14 protein-coding genes and 1 tRNA gene are annotated in these 17,355 nt (G+C 65.0%); 10 read left to right on the forward strand and 5 right to left on the reverse strand.

Going from position 1 to position 17,355, the window contains the following annotated elements:
* The first annotated feature begins 146 nt into the window (after positions 1 to 146).
* The 7 genes from dnaG to VQ042_RS14055 all read left to right on the forward strand — a co-directional run bounded on the left by dnaG (position 147) and on the right by VQ042_RS14055 (position 7,637).
* On the forward strand, positions 147 to 2,114 hold the full coding sequence (dnaG, locus tag VQ042_RS14025) for a DNA primase (RefSeq protein ID WP_331820286.1): 1,968 nt from the start codon (positions 147 to 149) through the stop codon (positions 2,112 to 2,114).
* A 306-nt stretch (positions 2,115 to 2,420) separates the two neighbouring features.
* Positions 2,421 to 4,421, forward strand: coding sequence for an RNA polymerase sigma factor RpoD (rpoD, locus tag VQ042_RS14030; RefSeq protein WP_331820288.1), 2,001 nt, complete (start codon positions 2,421 to 2,423; stop codon positions 4,419 to 4,421).
* A gap of 361 nt (positions 4,422 to 4,782) precedes the next feature.
* Positions 4,783 to 5,076: an HlyU family transcriptional regulator gene (locus VQ042_RS14035; RefSeq protein WP_331820291.1), complete on the forward strand. Its 294-nt coding sequence runs from the start codon at positions 4,783 to 4,785 to the stop codon at positions 5,074 to 5,076.
* A gap of 93 nt (positions 5,077 to 5,169) precedes the next feature.
* On the forward strand, positions 5,170 to 6,039 hold the full coding sequence (locus VQ042_RS14040; protein WP_331820293.1) for an SDR family oxidoreductase: 870 nt from the start codon (positions 5,170 to 5,172) through the stop codon (positions 6,037 to 6,039).
* Positions 6,040 to 6,071: 32 nt separating this feature from the next.
* Positions 6,072 to 6,479 carry a ketosteroid isomerase-related protein gene (locus VQ042_RS14045; RefSeq protein ID WP_331820295.1) on the forward strand — a complete coding sequence of 136 codons (408 nt, stop codon included), beginning with the start codon at positions 6,072 to 6,074 and terminating at the stop codon, positions 6,477 to 6,479.
* Complete coding sequence (locus VQ042_RS14050) at positions 6,476 to 7,099, forward strand: GNAT family N-acetyltransferase (RefSeq protein WP_331820297.1); 624 nt, start codon at positions 6,476 to 6,478, stop codon at positions 7,097 to 7,099. The genes VQ042_RS14045 and VQ042_RS14050 overlap by 4 nt, the downstream gene beginning before the upstream one ends.
* A 187-nt stretch (positions 7,100 to 7,286) precedes the next feature.
* The gene (locus VQ042_RS14055) at positions 7,287 to 7,637 is read left to right on the forward strand and encodes a hypothetical protein (RefSeq protein WP_331820299.1); all 351 of its coding nucleotides are present in this window, start codon (positions 7,287 to 7,289) and stop codon (positions 7,635 to 7,637) included.
* Between the two features lie 109 nt (positions 7,638 to 7,746).
* Here the strand turns inward: VQ042_RS14055 and VQ042_RS14060 are convergent, their stop codons facing one another.
* Entirely contained in the window at positions 7,747 to 8,499 is a 753-nt protein-coding gene (locus VQ042_RS14060; protein ID WP_331820301.1) for an SIMPL domain-containing protein, read from the reverse strand.
* Between the two features lie 230 nt (positions 8,500 to 8,729).
* Here VQ042_RS14060 and VQ042_RS14065 point away from each other — a divergent pair.
* A tRNA-Ile gene (locus VQ042_RS14065) sits at positions 8,730 to 8,806 on the forward strand.
* Between the two features lie 85 nt (positions 8,807 to 8,891).
* Positions 8,892 to 10,646, forward strand: a complete 1,755-nt coding sequence (locus VQ042_RS14070; protein ID WP_331820303.1) for a DUF6538 domain-containing protein — start codon at positions 8,892 to 8,894, stop codon at positions 10,644 to 10,646.
* Positions 10,647 to 10,738: 92 nt separating this feature from the next.
* On the opposite strand, the gene VQ042_RS14075 is transcribed toward VQ042_RS14070, so the two are convergent.
* The 4 genes from VQ042_RS14075 to VQ042_RS14090 all read right to left on the reverse strand — a co-directional run bounded on the left by VQ042_RS14075 (position 10,739) and on the right by VQ042_RS14090 (position 15,389).
* A complete protein-coding gene (locus VQ042_RS14075; RefSeq protein ID WP_331820305.1) occupies positions 10,739 to 12,664 on the reverse strand; it encodes an AAA family ATPase in 1,926 nt (641 codons plus the stop codon).
* Between the two features lie 474 nt (positions 12,665 to 13,138).
* Positions 13,139 to 13,399: a hypothetical protein gene (locus VQ042_RS14080; protein ID WP_331820307.1), complete on the reverse strand. Its 261-nt coding sequence runs from the start codon at positions 13,397 to 13,399 to the stop codon at positions 13,139 to 13,141.
* A gap of 176 nt (positions 13,400 to 13,575) precedes the next feature.
* Positions 13,576 to 14,631, reverse strand: coding sequence for a hypothetical protein (locus VQ042_RS14085; protein WP_331820309.1), 1,056 nt, complete (start codon positions 14,629 to 14,631; stop codon positions 13,576 to 13,578).
* A gap of 128 nt (positions 14,632 to 14,759) precedes the next feature.
* Positions 14,760 to 15,389 (reverse strand): hypothetical protein, encoded by a 630-nt coding sequence (locus tag VQ042_RS14090; protein WP_331820311.1) that lies wholly within the window; start codon positions 15,387 to 15,389, stop codon positions 14,760 to 14,762.
* 1,181 nt (positions 15,390 to 16,570) lie between these two features.
* On the opposite strand from VQ042_RS14090, the gene VQ042_RS14095 reads away from it, so the two are divergent.
* The gene (locus tag VQ042_RS14095; protein ID WP_331820313.1) at positions 16,571 to 17,140 is read left to right on the forward strand and encodes a hypothetical protein; all 570 of its coding nucleotides are present in this window, start codon (positions 16,571 to 16,573) and stop codon (positions 17,138 to 17,140) included.
* Positions 17,141 to 17,355 lie beyond the last annotated feature (215 nt).

Here is a 17,355-nt window from a genome sequence, read left to right on the forward strand (position 1 = left end):
AAACGTGACCCGACAAGCTATCACCTGCGCCGGACGGATTTCGCAAGCCTGGCGCTCTCCCTGACGGACCTCCCGCGGGATGATCCTTGCCGCTCTTCGACGAGAGTCGATGACAAGCCCGGCTCAAACGCTGTATCAGGCTGACCATGCGCTTCTCGCCCGCCTTTCTCGACGACATCCGCGACCGGATCCCGATCTCGGACGTGATCGGCCGGCGCGTAACCTGGGACCGGCGCAAGTCGCAGCCCGGCCGCGGCGATCACTGGGCCTGCTGCCCGTTTCACGGCGAGAAGACGCCGTCCTTCCACTGCGAGGATACCAAGGGCCGCTACCATTGCTTCGGCTGCGGCGTGTCGGGCGACCATTTCCGCTTCCTGACCGAACTGGAGGGCCTGTCCTTTCCCGAGGCGGTGGAGCGGCTGGCGGCGGAGGCCGGCGTGCCGATACCGGCGCGCGATCCCCAGGCCGAGCAGCGCGAGGCGGCCAGGGCAACGATCGTCGACGCCATGCGCCATGCCGACAGCTTCTTCCAGGCCATGCTGCAGGAGCCCGAGGGCGCCAAGGCGCGGGCCTATTTGCGCGACCGCGGCCTCACCCCGCATACCCAGAAGCAGTTCGGCCTCGGCTATGCGCCCATGTCGCGCAACCGGCTGAAGGAATATCTGGCGTCGAAGGGCGTCGGGCGCAGCGAGATCGAGGCGGCGGGGCTGGTGGTCCACGGCGAGGGGATCGCGGTCTCCTACGACCGCTTCCGTGACCGCATCATGTTCCCGATCGTCGACCTGCACGACAAGCCGATCGCCTTTGGCGGCCGGGCGATGTCGGCGGAGGCGCAGGCGAAATATCTGAACTCGCCCGAGACCGAGATCTTCCACAAGGGCCAGGTCCTCTACAATCTCGCCCGCGCCCGGCGGGCGGCCAAGGCCGCCGGCACGCTGATCGTGGTCGAGGGCTACATGGACGTGATCGCCCTGGGCCAGGCCGGCTTTGAGAATGTCGTGGCGCCGCTGGGAACGGCGCTGACCGAGCGCCAGCTCGATCTCCTGTGGCGCTCGACCGGCGAGCCGATCCTGTGCTTCGACGGCGACGCAGCGGGACTGAAGGCGGCGCATCGCTCCGCCGAACTAGCGCTGCCGGCGCTGAAGCCCGGCCGGTCGCTGCGCTTTGCCCTGATGCCGCCGGGCAAGGATCCTGACGACCTTGTGCGCGAGGGCGGACCGAACGCGTTCCGCCAGATCCAGGACGCGGCGCGCCCGCTCGCCGATCTTCTGTGGATGCGCGAGACCGCCGGCGGCGACTTCGACACCCCCGAGCGTCGGGCCGATCTGGAATATCGCGTCAAGGCGCTGCTGCGCCAGGTCGGCGACGAGAGCGTGCGTCGGCATTACCTGCAGGATGTCGAGGCGCGGCTGCGGGCGTTCTTCGGCGGGAGCAACACGTCCGGCGGCTACGGCAATCGCCGGGGCGGCGGCGGCGGCGGAGGGGGGGGGCGTGGCCGCAGCGACGGCGGCAGTGCGGGCCAGCGCCGCGGCGGCGCGCCCGGCGGACGTCGCTCGGCCATATCGGACCGGCTCGCGCGCTCGAGCCTGATGGCGCCGCGGCAAGGGCCGCAGCCGACGCTCCGCGAGATCGCCATCGTGCTGGGCTTCGTCAATCACCCGGCGCTGATCCACGAGGAGTTCGACTATTTCGCCGATCTGGACCTGCCGACTGGCGATCTCGACCGGCTGCGCTCCTGCGTCCTCGACGCCTATGCCGAACGCCCCCCCGTCGATCGCGACGCGCTGCTCGCCGAACTCGAGGCACGCGACGCGCGCGCGATCTTCGAAGCCTACGAGACCAAGGCTCGCATGGTGCGGCTGTGGCCGTTCCTGTCGGAGGCGGCTCCCGAGGATGCCCGCCAGGCCGTGCGCCAGGCGCTGCACCTGCATCACCGCTCGCGCGCGCTCGCCACGGAATTGAAGCACGCCGAGGACGCGCTCGGCCGCGAATCCTCGGAAGCGGCCTTCGCGCATCTGATGGAGGTCAAGCGCGAGCTGGAGCGCGTCGACGGCACGGAAGCGCTGATCGAGGGCTTCGGCACCTTGTCCGGGCGACCGGCGAAGGCCATATAGGCAGTTCGCCGGACGCCCTGCAGCCTGGAGCACTGCTTTCGCGTGCAGGGGAGACCATTGCTTTCAAGCACTTGACTCATCATATGGATGTGGTCGTGGGCAATCGTCCGGTTTCCGAGCTTGAAATTGCCGCAACTTGCCCTTCTTGAGGGGCGTCGTCTTGCTTGATCATCGCCGTCTGGCTCGGCGATTCATGGTTAAGCGAAACTTTACGGCTCGCCCCGCATGGTGGCGAGCAGATGACCGCAGCGTCCGCGGTCCGCGACGGCGGACAGCGCGGGGCGCGCGAATTGGAGAATGACACGCATGGCGATCAAGGCCAAGGAAAGCGAGGCACCGATCGAGGAGCGGAACGAGGGTGCTCCCGACGGACCCTTGCTCGACCTGTCGGATGACGCTGTCAAGAAGATGATCAAGGCCGCCAAGAAGCGCGGCTTCGTGACCATGGACAAGCTCAACTCGATGCTGTCGGCGGAGGATGTCACCTCCGAGCAGATCGAGGACATGATGACCATGCTAAATGACATGGGCATCAACGTCGTGGAGAGCGATGAGGAGGGCGAGAACGAGGAATCGTCCGAAACCTCTGATTCGACCGAGGTCGCCGAGACCGGTCGGAACCAGGTCGCGACCACTCAGAAGAAGGAAGCCGGCGACCGCACGGACGATCCCGTGCGGATGTATCTGCGCGAGATGGGCTCGGTGGAGCTTCTGTCCCGCGAGGGCGAGATCGCCATCGCCAAGCGCATCGAGGCCGGCCGCGAGACGATGATCGCGGGCCTCTGCGAGAGCCCGCTGTCCTTCCAGGCTATCATCATCTGGCGCGACGAACTCAACGAAGGCAACATCATGTTGCGCGAGATCGTCGATCTCGAAGCGACCTATGCCGGGCCCGAAGCCAAGACCCCGACGCCGCCCGCCGTGGACGGCGCGGCCAACGGTTCGGTGAGCGGCGTTCCCAACGGCCCGCCCCATTCGTCCGGTGCGCGCCAGCCCGGCGAGGAGGAGGACGAGGAGGACGACGACCTCGAGAACAACCTTTCGCTGGCCGCAATGGAAGCCGAGATCCGGCCGCAGGTCATGGAGACCTTCGACCAGATCGCCGACGCCTATCGCCGGCTGCGCAAGCTTCAGGACCAGCAGGTCGAGAACCGCCTGGCCGCGCAGGGCACCCTGTCGCCGAGCCAGGAGCGCTCTTACAAGAAGCTCAAGGAAGAGCTGATCACCGCGGTCAAGAGCCTGTCGCTGAACCAGAACCGCATCGATGCGCTGGTCGCCCAGCTCTACGACATCAACAAGCGGCTCGTCGGCAACGAGGGCCGGCTGCTGCGTCTCGCCGAGTCCCACGGGGTCAAGCGCGACGAGTTCCTGACCGAATATCAGGGCACCGAACTTGACCCGAACTGGACGCGGCACATCGCCAATCTGTCGGGCAAGGGCTGGTTGAAATTCGTCCAGGCCGAGAAGGAACAGATCAAGGGACTGCGTCAGGAGATCCAGAATCTGGCGACCGAGACCGGTCTCGAGATCACCGAGTTCCGCCGCATCGTCCACATGGTGCAGAAGGGCGAGCGCGAGGCCCGGCAAGCCAAGAAGGAGATGGTCGAGGCCAATCTCCGGCTCGTCATCTCGATCGCCAAGAAATACACCAATCGCGGCCTGCAGTTCCTGGATCTGATCCAGGAGGGCAATATCGGCCTGATGAAGGCCGTCGACAAGTTCGAGTATCGCCGCGGCTACAAGTTCTCGACCTATGCCACGTGGTGGATCCGGCAGGCGATCACCCGCTCGATCGCCGACCAGGCCCGCACGATCCGCATCCCGGTGCACATGATCGAGACGATCAACAAGATCGTCCGCACCTCGCGCCAGATGCTGCACGAGATCGGCCGCGAGCCGACCCCGGAGGAACTCGCCGAGAAGCTGGCGATGCCGCTGGAGAAGGTCCGCAAGGTCCTGAAGATCGCCAAGGAGCCGATCTCCCTCGAAACGCCGGTCGGCGACGAGGAGGATTCGCATCTCGGCGACTTCATCGAGGACAAGAACGCCATCCTGCCGATCGACGCCGCGATCCAGGGCAATCTGCGCGAGACGACGACGCGGGTGCTGGCATCGCTCACGCCGCGCGAGGAGCGCGTGCTGCGCATGCGCTTCGGCATCGGCATGAACACGGACCACACGCTGGAAGAGGTCGGCCAGCAGTTCTCGGTCACCCGCGAGCGCATCCGCCAGATCGAGGCCAAGGCGCTGCGCAAGCTCAAGCACCCGAGCCGCTCACGCAAGCTGCGCTCCTTCCTCGACAGCTGATCATCCCCGGCGCGCCGGTCCCGGACAATCCGGACCGGCGCGCCGTTTTCGCTTTCGGCGGCCGGACCAGCGCAGGCTTGGCCGCTCGGCGCCTGGACACAGCTGCCGCTCGCCATTGCAGGCCGCCAGCCGTGCCGCTGGCCAAGAGTGCCCCTCCCAAGCTGCCCGCACTCCCTCGCACGCCGCCGCCGCCGTNATTGCAGGCCGCCAGCCGTGCCGCTGGCCAAGAGTGCCCCTCCCAAGCTGCCCGCACTCCCTCGCACGCCGCCGCCGCCGTCTCCTACGGGGCTTGCCGAACGCACCAGGCCGCTATCTCCTGTTGCCGACGGCGCATCCGCGCCCGCAGCCACGAAGGAGCGCCATGTCCTTTCTCAAGAAGCTGTTCGGCAGCAGCTCCCCCGCGGCTGCGCCAAAAGAGCCTCGGGTGGCGGCGGAAGAGACCTATGAAGGGTTTCACATCGCCGCCACGCCGATCGCCGAGGGCGGACAGTTCCGCCTCTGCGCCACTATCACCCGGACGGTCGACGGCGCAGTGCGATCGCACCGGCTGGTCCGTGCCGACCTGTTCCCGAGCGAGGCGGAAGCCGCGCGCTTCTCGCTGATGAAGGGCCGGCAGGTCGTCAACGAGCAGGGCGATGCGATGTTCGCCGGCTAGGCAGGCAGCGCGCGGGAACGCCCGGCGCCGCGGTCGACACGTGGCGACGAGTATGGTGATGTTCCGCCGGTCGGGCGAACGGGGAGGCCAGTCGTGACACTTCGAAACAAGACCATCTTCATGTCCGGCGGGTCGCGCGGCATCGGCCTGGCCATCGCCCTGAAGGCGGCGGCCGATGGTGCCAATGTCGTGGTGGCGGCCAAGACCGACACGCCGCATCCCAAGCTGCCGGGCACGATCCACACCGCGGTCGCCGAGATCGCGGCGGCGGGGGGCAAGGGACTGGCGGTCGTATGCGACATTCGCGACGAGGATCAGGTCGAAGCCGCGGTCGACAAGGCGGTCGCCGAATTCGGCGGCATCGACATCTGCATCAACAACGCTTCCGCCATCCAGCTCACCGGGACGCTCGACACGCCGATGAAGCGCTACGACCTGATGAACGGGGTCAATGCGCGCGGCACCTTCCTGGTCTCCAAGACCTGCATTCCGCATCTGAAGCGCGCGGCCAACCCGCACATCCTCAACCTGTCGCCGCCGCTCGACATGGACGCCAAATGGTTCCGCAACAATGTCGCATACACCATGGCGAAGTTCGGCATGTCCATGTGCACGCTCGGCATGGCCGAGGAGTTCCGCCGCGACGGCATCGCGGTGAACTCGCTCTGGCCGCTGACCGCGATCGACACGGCGGCCGTGCGCAACGTGCTGGGCGGCGACCAGATGGCGCGGATGAGCCGCTCGCCGCAGATCGTCGCCGATGCGGCCCATGCGCTCCTGACGCGGCCGTCGCGCGAATGCACCGGCAATTTCTTCATCGACGAGGTGCTGCTTCGCGATGCGGGCGTCACCGATTTCTCGGTCTACGGGCCGGAGGGCGGCGACGACCCGGTGGCCGATTTCTTCGTGCCGGACGCGGTGATCGACGCCCTGCCCACCAAGCTGCAGCGGCTGCTCGGTTGAGCCGGCCACGACAACCCAACGGAGCTCTTCCCATGAACGACAATGCGGCGCTGATCGAGCGCTATCTCGCGGCCTTCAATGCCAGCGACTGGAGCACCATGCTCGACTGCCTGCACGAGGACGTCGCCCATGACCTGAACGAGGGCGGGCGCGAGATCGGCCGGGCGGCGTTCCGCCACTTTCTGGCGATGATGGCGCGCCATTATCGCGAGACCCTGGCCGACATCGTCATCATGACCGTCGACAATGCCGGCCGCGCCGCCGCCGAATACACGGTCCGCGGCGAATATCTGGCGACCGCCGACGGCCTGCCCGAGGCCAAAGGCCAGCGCTATGCGGTGCCCGCCGGCCAGTTCTTCGAGATCGACGACGGCAAGATCACGCGGGTGACCACCTATTACAATCTGCAGGCCTGGATCGCGGCCGTCGAGGCGGGATGAGCCGGGACGACACGAACGCGCTGGCCATCGAGACGCTGCAGGGGTCGGCGGCACAGGCCGTGCTCGACGAGCTCGCGGGGCTGCGCATCGCGGTGTTCCGGGCCTTTCCCTATCTCTACGAGGGCCATGCGGATTACGAGCGGCGCTATCTGGCCACCTATGCCGCCTCGCCCGGCGCGGTGATCGTCGCGGCCCGGGCCGGCAATGGCCGCCTCGTGGGCGCTGCGACCGGCGCGCCGCTGGGCGACCACCAGCCGCAGCTGTCCGACGGGTTCCGTGCCCACGGCTACGACCCGGCCGGCGTGTTCTATCTCGGCGAATCGGTGCTGCTTCCCGAATGGCGGGGCAGGGGCGTCGGCCACCATTTCTTCGACGGGCGCGAGTCTGCGGCAGTGGCGCAGGGACATGCCGTGACGGCCTTCTGTGCCGTCATCCGCCCCGCCGATCATCCTTCGCGGCCGCAGGGCTACCGGCCGCTCGACGGCTTCTGGCGCAAGCGCGGCTATCGCCCGGTGCCGGGGCTGACCGCGACCATGTCCTGGCGCGACATCGCCGATGCCGGCGAGACGGACAAGACGATGCAGTTCTGGGTGCGTTCCCTGCCGGCAGACGCCCGCTGAACCATCGATGAACGGCCGGTTCCGGCAGCGTTCAGTCCGCCGATCCTATGGTCGGGTCACTCCTCGCCGATCGGACGGGGAGGCGATCGCAGACTTCGCAACAGGGCCCGGCCCGAAACGGGGACGCGATCGAACTTCGGCCAATGCGGTCCCCGAGCCTGCGGGACCGCCCAGAGGAGACACCCCGATGTTCCAGTCATTCGCCCGCTCGATCTGTGTCGTTGCCGCGCTTGCCGCCGGCGGCATTGCCACGACCACCGCCCCGGCGGCCGCCGACGGCCTGCGCTTCGGCATCACCATCGGCTCGGGCCATGGGGCACAGCCGGTGCGCCATGTCCGCCGCGGTCACTACGACCGCGTTGCCTGTTCGCCGCGGCGCGCCGTGCGCAAGGCGCGCAACATGGGCATCCACCGCGCCCACATTCGCCGTGCCAACCGTCGCGCCGTGGTCGTGGCCGGTCGCTCGCGCGGTCATCCGGCGGTCGTTCGCTTCGCCCGCGATCGCGGCTGCCCGGTGATCAGCTTCCGTCGCCGCTGAGGCTGACGTGTCGGCCCCCCGCGCCTTGGCTGATGCCGACGCGGGGGTCGCCGTCTTTCAAGGACAGGCCTGCCTCCGATGCATGCGCCCCCACCCTTGCTTAATGGCGTCAGTCGGCGATCGCGAAGACCATCCGCACGCTGGCGCTGAAGCTGTTTTCGCCGGCCTCGACGGGAACACTTGGCGCCGCTTCCGCCGCCATCATCTTCATCGAACGCGCCATCGGCTGCGGCGGCATCTCGCCAGCGCTCTCGCTGATCTCGCGCACGGCCCCGAGCGTGACGCCCGCGGCCTCCGCCAGGATCGTCGCGGTGGCCATCGCGTCGGCCACGGCCTCGCGCCGGGCGGCGTTGCGCGTGTCCTGCGGGTCGGCGACGTCGAAGCTGATCTCCCCGCCCTGGTTCACGCCGAGCGTCACCGCCCGGTCGAGAATCTCGCCCAGCCGGGCGATGTCGCGCACCCGCACCGTCAGGCTGTTGCGCACCTCGTAGGCGACGAGCTCCGGCGGCTTCTGCGTGCCGTCGCCGTTGTTGTCGTAGCGATATTGCGGCGCGATCGAAAAGCCGGAGGTCTGCAGGTCGCGGTCCGCGATGTCGAGGGCGCGGATGCCGGCCGTCACCTCGCGCATCGCGGCATTAGCCGCGTCGAGGGCCTCGCGCGCGGTCTCGGCCGAGCGCAGGACGGTGAAGTTCGTCATGGCGATGTCGGGCGCGGCCCGGGCCTCGCCGGTTCCGGTGACAACGATCGTGCGTTCGGGCGCCGTCCGGGACGCGGCCTGGGGCGAGGGCGCTTGGGCAAGGGCGGCCGCCGGCGCGGCGACGAGGAAGAGGGTAGCGATCAGGGGACTGAAGCGGCGATTCATGAAAGACGGCTCTCCGTTGTTGGAAGGTGACAGGGAGCGCTCTTGTGTGGTCGCATTGCGGCATCGCCGCGAAAACGTTGCAGCCGGTGTCCGCGGCAGGCGCCATCGCCCCGTCTGGCGGGAAGGCCGATCGCCGACGCCGGCTTCTCCGGGGATCCCGCCGCCGCGCGCCGTTCCGCCCGCGTCTTCGCTTGAGCGGCGCCAGCCTTTGCGCTACGCCCCGTTATGGCGGGCCTGTAGCTCAATTGGTCAGAGCCGGCGGCTCATAACCGCTTGGTTGCAGGTTCGAGTCCTGCCGGGCCCACCATTTTCCAGTCAAGTGATTGCAATACTTGCCAGTTTGCGCGAATTCGGACTCGACAGAGGCCGAACTGCATAACATCGTGCATAACATGGAAGATGATTCGGTGCTCCTGCCCAGCTACGTCACCTCGCGAAACGGGGTCTTCCAATACGTCCGCCGTGTGCCCGACGATGTCGCGGACGTCTTTGCCGGCGCCCGGATTCAGCGATCCCTTAAGACGCGTCTTCCCAGCGAAGCACGCCAGCGGGCAGCGCAGCTCGATGCCGATACCGAACAGCAATTCGCCGAGGCGCGTCGGCGCAAGGGGGTCGCGGTTACGCTTCTGTCGACGTCCGGCTGGACCTGGAACGACTGGCAAAACGTTATTGAATGGCTGAAGGCGTCGTGGCTCTGGCAAGACCAGGCAACCCGGCTTCGCAATGCAACGGGTGCCCACTTCTCCGCCGAGGCAACGGGGATGCCCTTGTGGTTGGACGCTGGGGACATTCGGAAAAAGCTCGACCTCAGAAAGCGTCTTCTTGGCTTCACGGTCTCGCAATATGCTGCGGATCGGAGTGCTGCCCTCAACGCAGCTCTTGCTCCGATTTCCATCGCAGTGCCGATAGCGGAGCCAACCCGAGTCGACTTCATGGCTGTCTGTCTCAAGAGCGAAATCGAGGCCCTGGAGATCATGTTTCGCCGCGAAGCTGGCGAGGCAATCGACTATCCTCATCCCGACACCGTAGCGGGGCCATGGCGTGCGCAGGAATCGATGACCAGCGATGAGCCGCCGCAAAGGGAAAACGCCACATCACAGGCACAGACGATTGCCGAGCCGACTGGGCCGCAAGGCGCCGATCAGGCAGGGCGGGCTCTGAGCGCCTGCATTGATGAGTGGAAGAAAGAGCGGGTTCGCCTGAAGAAGAAGGTGGACGACCACCTTGTCAACGATATGCGGAACACGGTCGGTTGGTTCAGCCGCTTTTCCAAGGTCCGTGACGTGAAAGACGTGCGACGACACCACATCATCGCGTTCCGCGATCACCTTCTCGACGCCGGCAGATACAAGACGGCCACGATCAACAAAAAAGTCGGCTTCCTGACGACCTTGATGTCACTTGCCGCACAAAAGGGATGGGTCGACAGGACGATTGATGGCGGCATCTACATCGACATTCCGGGCAACGAGGATCGCCGGGAACCGTACTCCGCGGAAGAACTCGCCCTGCTGTTCGCAGGACCCATCTTCACCCAGAGAGCGTTCTCCAAAGCTGTGAAGGCCGGTGGCGATCTGCAGTTCTGGTTGCCGCTGATTTCCTGTTGTCACGGCATGATTTCCTCCGAGATCATGCAACTCGGTCCGGACACGATCGAAAAACACCCAGAATCCGACGTCTGGTGCTTCCGCGTGACGAACGCCGGCGGACGGACGATCAAGGCCTATTCGCGCGAGCGCTACGTGCCGATCCGAACAGAGTTTCTCGAACTCGGCATCCTGGATCTGGTCGACGAGGCAAGACGGCAGGAATGGGCGACAATCTGGCCAGCCTTGGCAACCACGGGGCGAAGTGTCGTGCAGGTATCGAACTACTTTTCCGCCCATTGGACGAGCTACGCGCGCAGACAGTTGGGATCCGTGCCCGCCGAAAAATCGCTTTACTCTTTCCGGCACGCTTTCAAGGATGAACTGGACCGGATGACGACGCCGATCGAAGTGAAGCAGGCGTTGCTCGGACACTCGGATGTGGGCACGACGGGTCGCTACGGACGAAAACGGAAGCCGAGAGCGGTACAGATCGAACAATTGGCATCGGTGATCGACGCGATGCAATGGCCGTTCCTGGGTGAACTGACGAAGCCATAGGAAAGGCACACTGCCAGTCGATCTCGGGATCGTTTCCGCCCCGGGGCCCCGGCGGTATCCGTGGCTTGCCGTCGCCGTCCCTCTTCGATGCACTATGCTCCCGTTGGCGCCATCGAGCGCCAGAATTTCGCAAGTGCCGATTTGCCGAGAACACGCTTTTCGAGCGCCAGTTCAGCAAGTGCCTCGATCGCACGCCGATGCCGCATAGCAGCGAGGAGGGCGTCGGCATACGCCATCCGCAACCGGCGTTCGACCGTGCGTTCGTCGGTCGTCTCAGTAACCGCGATCCGGCTACCCAGCCCCAGCCGCCCTTCCATCAGAATCGCGAGTCCGGTAGCGCTGCCGAGGTCCGAGGATTGCGCACCTCCGGCTCCTGCAGAGACTGCCCCAAGCACGACCTCCTCAGCGGCTCGGCCGGCGAGAAGAATTGCAAGCCGCGCGTTAAAGTCCGGGAGAAGAAGCTCGGTGTCCAGCCGATCATGCGAAACGCTTCCTCCGGTCGCTGTGACGATCGACAGACTGTTCGGCACGCTGCCGCGGGACAAGATTGCCACTGCGTGCCCCGCCTCGTGAACGGCGATTCGGCGCTGGACGAGCTCGGGCCGGTCCTCTGGCGGCAGGGCCACTGCGAGAAGATCCGCGCCTGTTGCCGTCCGACCTTCGCATCGCGCGCGCTGGCGAGCATCGCGAGCGATGCGCGCAGCGTCGGCCCCGGATGTTGAACCCGCCAGCGTGACGGCGGCTGGCTGAATTTCGGCCTCCGGGATGTCGGGCAAATGATGCGACAGAATTCGCGCAAGGTCGTTCTCGTCCGGCAATCCAATAAAGAACTTTCTGTCCAGTCGACCGGACCGGACAAGCGCAGGGTCCAGTCCCCTGTCGTCGTTGCAGGCGGCGATCACGATGACACCTTCGCGCCGCGACGTGCCATCCAGAGACTCGAGCAGCGCGTTGATGATCGACCGCCACCAGTCATCGTGCCGTCCCGTACTGCCACGAGCTTGAAGAGTATCGATCTCGTCGATGAAGATGACAGAGGGCGCATTGGCCGACGCTTCGGCGAAGATCCGGCTCATTTCTTTCAGGACAGTACCGAGATGACCCTCGCCCGCACTCTGCCATCCGGCGTACGACGTCGGAAAGAACTGCAAGCCTGTGGATCGTGCAAGTGCGCTAGCGAAGAGTGTCTTGCCAGTTCCTGGGGGCCCGACAAGCAGCGCGCCACCATCGACATCACCCCACGTTAAGCGCCCCGCACGATAATCGCAGAGAGTTTCGACCAGCCGGCGGCCCCACAGTCCGGCGGCGCCGTATCCATGCAGATCTTCCAGACGCGGGCCGCCGGGATCGTCGTTGGTCCGACCATGTATGGCGACAAGGAACTGCAGCGCCTCCGACAAGGTCGTCGAGCGGCGAATAGCAAGATCGATCCAGCTGGGCTCGATTGTTGAAGCTGGAATGTCATCGGGCCATACGAACGACGAACCTGGAAACGAGTGCGCCATCATCGCTTCGATATCATCCACGAGGATCCTCGCGAGATCCAGTTCCATATCCGCGATTACCAGCGCAGCCGGATCGAGCTCTTCGCCCGGGGCCAGCGCGACAACAGTGATGCCGTTGGCCAGCATCGAAAGAACATGTTGCGTCCGCTCGCGCCGGCTCTTTCGCTGCCATGCCCGGCGTGCAATCTCGTCCGAGGGCACATGATGGTGTTGAACCCCGTACAGCATGAAGTCAGTTCGGACGGTGCTGTTCATTGCCATGCAGACGGCGTCGAACGCAGACTCACGCCACTCGGACGATGCAACGTGAGCGATGACGAACACCGGCTTCCGAGCTTCAAGCCGATGGACAAGAGCGTCGGGAATTGCATCGCCGATGCGATTGTACAGAAGCCGGGTTGAGGGCGACATGGCTGCGACGCGGTCTGCAATCTCGCCGTCGAGACGCGCCTTTTCGTCGTCTGCGTCAACCACGCATGGATTGCAGTCCGGCTGAAGTTTCAGGCCGGACAACTTTCTCCTTTTCACAGGCATTACGCCACCTCCCGAATGCTCGGCGAGAAGCGCTTCTCAGGGCGCTGACCGCGGCAAACCCCATTCTCCGGATCGTCCATGGATTTCTCCTTGTTTGCATGCGCGAGTGTCAGTGGAAGCGAGGACGCGGGTTAGGTCTTCGCCTGAGGACGGTTTCAGAGGGCCATGGTGTCAGTTACGTCCGGCCCACAGTCCGGTGTCTGCAATCAGCAGACCGCTACCTCATGGCAGGCACGGTACGCATGCGGGTAGCCGGCGAGGTCGCCCGGCAATTCGCCTGGTTGATGGATCCAGCATGAATGTCGGTAAGGCGATCGGGGGCGCGCCGGGGCATTTCGGCCGGCGTCGGCCCACCGGCACTGGAGGATCGCGCCAGACCCTCCAGTGCCGCGACATCGGGAAACTCAGGACCGGAACGGGTGACCGGCGCATCATACGGAGACCGCGGCACCGTCATTCTCCCGATGTCCGCGGCGGGGTCCCTTCCGCGCGTAAGGCAAGCCATCGCAGCGCCATCTTGGCGGTCGCATCTCCTCCGCCCGCACGCCAGGTCAGGTTCTCCTTCAGCCGGCGAAGCGCCGTCTTGCCCATCGGTCGCCTTCCGAGCCGCAAAGCCGCTCCGACAAGCGTCGCGGTATCGACGTGCAGCAGCGTCGCGGGGGACGCATCCAGAGAGTTGGTGAATGAATGGGGGGCGTCGGGCATCCGTGACATTGGGCACTCCTTCCATTGTCGCTGGAATTCTTGTCTTTGTCGTTCGTCGGCTCGCCAGCTACCGGCTCGTGATTGCCAGTGCGCACGGCAATGGCGATCTCGTCCGTCAGTTGGTTTGATTGCGACAAGCGATCGCCCGCCGAATAATCTGCAGCGGGTGATCGCCCGAAGCCGGTTCAGAAAAGCCGTTGCCTCGCACCGGACAGCGGACGGTTGCAACGAGGGACGCCGGCGATGCGCCTTAGTTCGGCAGGCCCGACGAGGCGGGTCAAATCGAGGGGAAGCGGCACCGCATTATCGGCCCGCAAGCCAGCGTGGACCTCCTCGGAAGGGTCACGCCACTCGACCGGAACGGCCTGCTTCTCCCCCCAGCGGCCGTCTTTTTCCCCATTGCGGGCGGCCGGGATACCGACGATCCCGGACAAGGCAGGCATGAGCGCGCCCATCAGCTTCTCCCGGATCCGCCCATCAAGACCGTCAAGATACCTGACGATCGGAACCCCGAAGAAGGCATCGAGCTTGTCCGGGCCGACGGTCATCGTTTCGCTGTAACCGCCGTTCCCGTACCGATCGATCACGCCACATGAAACTGTCGAGATTCGGTAATTGTCTGCTTCCAGCGCGCGCCGTGCGGTCAGCCCCGCGATCCGCAAAAGCCGGACTGTCGCTCCACATTTCGGGCTCGACAGCGCAACACTGCCTCGGCGGCACTCGATGATCGTAGCATGTCGAGTATCCTCGTCGATCACCACAAGATCTGCACGATACGACCCGATGGGGTAGCGATCATGTGCGAGCTCGACCGGGGTCGCGGATCTGTTGTTGTCAACGATCTCAGTAGCAGGCCGAGTCAACGGCAGCTGATATTCCCGCAAGACGATCAGACGATCGTCCTGGCCGAGCGCCTTCGCGATAATGTCGGGAATAGCCTGTCCGACTCGGATGATCGTGGAACGGAGGCTGCTGCCCAGAAGCGTCAAATCGCCGAGCGTGGCATCCATTTCGACGGTCTTTGCGGCAGCGATGGCGTTGGCTACGATCGTGGCCGCCAAACGATCGACGTAAGACGTCATCGCGTCCACTTCCACATCGGTCCCAAACCTGAGGGCATCCGGGCTCGAGGGGGCGTCGTCGGCGCAGCGGATCCCAGTGCCAGTACCTGAAGCATGTCGGTTGTTCTTGATGGGTCGATAGCTCCGGGACCGCGCGGCCCGGCTGTTCAGCGAAGGCATGGAAATCTCCTTGCCGGCAGCAAGCCGGCTCAACATGGAAAAGACAGAGAGAAGGGAGCGCGCAGCAAGGATCGAGCGGCCGATGAGGCCGCACGATGTGCTGGGTGCGCGCGACCTGGTCGGCGTGATCAGCCGCGCGGGAAGTGTGGACGTTCGTCCGACTGCCGCCGAACGACGAGGCGGCCGCGCCACTCAGCAACGGAAACCATGCCGATTGCCGCGAGCTTCAGGCAAAGATCACGGTGAACGGTCACATCCGGCGCGATGCAAAGACCTTCTCGCCTGACAAGGACGAACCGGCGCGTGTTCAGACGCTCGACGAGCGCGCGGGAGGCGCTGATCTCCGTGCGGCAGAAGACGGGGCCTACCAGCCCCGAAGGCACGGCGTCGGAAGCGACGGATTCGGACAACCCGGACAAAGAAGGATTTTCCTGCTTCGCCTCGCGCACGGCGGACGCGTTGCTCTCGTTGTCGAGAGCGAGAGCGGCGCGCCGCTCAGTCGCGCACTTCATCTGCGCCTTCAGATCGTCGGGCAGGTCGGGGATGTCGTCGATCCGCACCGCGGGTGCCAGACCGGCGATATACAGCGACCCGTCGATCGCAAATCCCCGCGGTCGCGTGGGACCGAAGGCGATCGGCGACAATGCGTCAGCCGCCGGACCGTCGAAGCTCGGCGGTGCGACGGACGGGGTACCGCCATTATTGTTGGAATTTTCCTTGCACGACGCCGTCGTGCGCGCGAAAAACGCGTCAGCCATGCTGAACTCCTCATCCGAGTCTCAGGTGGTCAGGCTGCTGGGGGAGCTGTAACTCCTCCAGTGGCCGCCTTCGCGGACACTGCGCAGTAGACCAATCTGACCGGCGGCAGAATTGCCACCGATGCTACCAATATACGACGAAAGATGGAATTCGGAAGAGGGGTCGCCGATTAGATCGTGGGATGCTTAATGGAGTATATTTGACTTAAAATGTATAACCTAAGCCTTTAGCGCAAATATCTCCGACCGGATTTGAAACCGCGTCGGCCTTCGGTGCGTAGGATCGCGTTATAACCATGCATCGAAGAACGGGCGGTTAGTTCTCGACGGATTGCTCCTGGTGCACGGTCCCCTGGATCAGATCAGATGCGCATGATGCTCCGCGATTGGAGGTCATCCGATTCCTTCCCAGAGAAGTTCATCAGCTGGCTGGCGGGCTCCCACCGGTGCCTGTGGCTTCCGACCCGGATCCATCCGGCAATGGTGCTGATTGAAGAAAGCGCTGAGACCATCAGCCAACGGACCGGCGGTCGAGACAAAGTTCGATGACGGATCGACCACAGCCCCTCGGACTGGTCGACCACATCGCCGCTGCGTGTCATTCAGTCAATCCCACTCTGCGATATGATCGGCCACCTCGTCCGGGCAGGCGGACATCTGTGCGGCGGCGACACCAGAATTGCGGCCAGGCGGAAGAGAAGCAACCGAGGGGCGGAATGCCCAGCGGCGCCCGAGCTTGACCCGCCAACAACGGGCGGCGCGGCTCTTTCACTGAACGGCGCCGGCTTCGAGCCACCTTCAGCTCCGCATTTCGGCTCGATCCGCACACCAAGATGCGAGGCTACGCTAATGATCCTCAATAGAGGGCGTGTGCTCTGTTGAACCAAGCGCGCCTGTTGCGCATAGGTCACCCCTTGTTTACCGAAGCATGCTTACTTGACGGTGAGAAAACCTGCCCTGTTGACGATCCGGAATTGGCGGTCCGCGTCACGGTGCTTGTCGATCGCCGGCAGTTCAGCTAGGGCAGATTCAAGGCATAGGCGAACGCCACAGTGAACGGTGCGAGTCTTTTTTCGTTCGAGTGGCCAGGCACGGCAGGGCGCGTTCGACAGTGTCACCTGCGCGTCGTCTTGGCAGGCCAGGATAGTATGCTGAAATCTGCATCAAGAGGAGTATCCCACATGAAATCTTGGACAATCATAGCAGCGATCGTTGCCGGCTCGGTATCCGCGGCATCCTCGTCCTCCTGGGCGGACAGTGTCCCCCAGGCGGCAGTCGATTGCGGCTGTGCCTCGGAACTGGCTGTCGCGGCGAACGGCTCGAGCGCACTCGGTACCGTCACCGCCGCAACTGACGACGTTCTGATGAGCCGCCCGGCGGGTCTTGGGCCGGCTGAGCCCGGCGCGATCCTGACGATGGGCTCACGCGTCCTCTCAGGTCCGCGTGGCGCCGCCTCGCTTTCGCTCGGAAGCGGCTGTGTCCTCGACGTTGCAGCCAATTCAGCCGTGACCATCGGCGAGGCCGACGGCAAGCTCTGCGTCAGGGTTGCGAGCATGGACGCCGCGGCCGGGACCCAGTTCAGCACGACGTCCAGCTTCGGCCAACAGATGGGCGACGACATCAATCGCCCGGTCCCGCAATCTGCGATCGGATTTCCCGAGGTGGCCGGCGGGCTGATCGGGGTCGCAGGCGTGGCAAGCGTCACCACCGGCGTTCTCGAAGACGATAAAAGCAATCCGGTCAGCAAATAGACTGCGGGCCGACCAAAGCAAGCTCTACCCGCACCGGCCCGCGGGGGGGGGTGCTGCACGCTGGAAAGTTGGCGGCTCCCCCTCGATCAGACTATCCGCCGGACTAGCAGCCTGTCGGACTGATGTTTTTGTCAAAGGCAGAAGACGCTGGCTGGCTGGCCGGTTGCGCGTCCGGTCAAAGGCTGGGAGCCGGTCTGGGAAACGCTCCTGGTTGC

The sequence above is a fragment of the Aurantimonas sp. A2-1-M11 genome (assembly GCF_036549475.1).
Lineage (GTDB): Bacteria > Pseudomonadota > Alphaproteobacteria > Rhizobiales > Rhizobiaceae > Aurantimonas.

What these genes read in the sequence shown, in the direction of transcription:
- dnaG (WP_331820286.1), top strand. Translation starts at nt 147, where the DNA reads ATGCGCTTCTCGCCCGCCTTTCTCGACGACATCCGCGACCGGATCCCG.
- rpoD (WP_331820288.1), top strand. Translation starts at nt 2,421, where the DNA reads ATGGCGATCAAGGCCAAGGAAAGCGAGGCACCGATCGAGGAGCGGAAC.
- VQ042_RS14035 (WP_331820291.1), top strand. Translation starts at nt 4,783, where the DNA reads ATGTCCTTTCTCAAGAAGCTGTTCGGCAGCAGCTCCCCCGCGGCTGCG.
- VQ042_RS14045 (WP_331820295.1), top strand. Translation starts at nt 6,072, where the DNA reads ATGAACGACAATGCGGCGCTGATCGAGCGCTATCTCGCGGCCTTCAAT.
- VQ042_RS14050 (WP_331820297.1), top strand. Translation starts at nt 6,476, where the DNA reads ATGAGCCGGGACGACACGAACGCGCTGGCCATCGAGACGCTGCAGGGG.
- VQ042_RS14055 (WP_331820299.1), top strand. Translation starts at nt 7,287, where the DNA reads ATGTTCCAGTCATTCGCCCGCTCGATCTGTGTCGTTGCCGCGCTTGCC.
- VQ042_RS14060 (WP_331820301.1), bottom strand. Translation starts at nt 8,499, where the DNA reads ATGAATCGCCGCTTCAGTCCCCTGATCGCTACCCTCTTCCTCGTCGCC.
- VQ042_RS14070 (WP_331820303.1), top strand. Translation starts at nt 8,892, where the DNA reads ATGGAAGATGATTCGGTGCTCCTGCCCAGCTACGTCACCTCGCGAAAC.
- VQ042_RS14080 (WP_331820307.1), bottom strand. Translation starts at nt 13,399, where the DNA reads ATGTCACGGATGCCCGACGCCCCCCATTCATTCACCAACTCTCTGGAT.
- VQ042_RS14085 (WP_331820309.1), bottom strand. Translation starts at nt 14,631, where the DNA reads ATGCCTTCGCTGAACAGCCGGGCCGCGCGGTCCCGGAGCTATCGACCC.
- VQ042_RS14090 (WP_331820311.1), bottom strand. Translation starts at nt 15,389, where the DNA reads ATGGCTGACGCGTTTTTCGCGCGCACGACGGCGTCGTGCAAGGAAAAT.
- VQ042_RS14095 (WP_331820313.1), top strand. Translation starts at nt 16,571, where the DNA reads ATGAAATCTTGGACAATCATAGCAGCGATCGTTGCCGGCTCGGTATCC.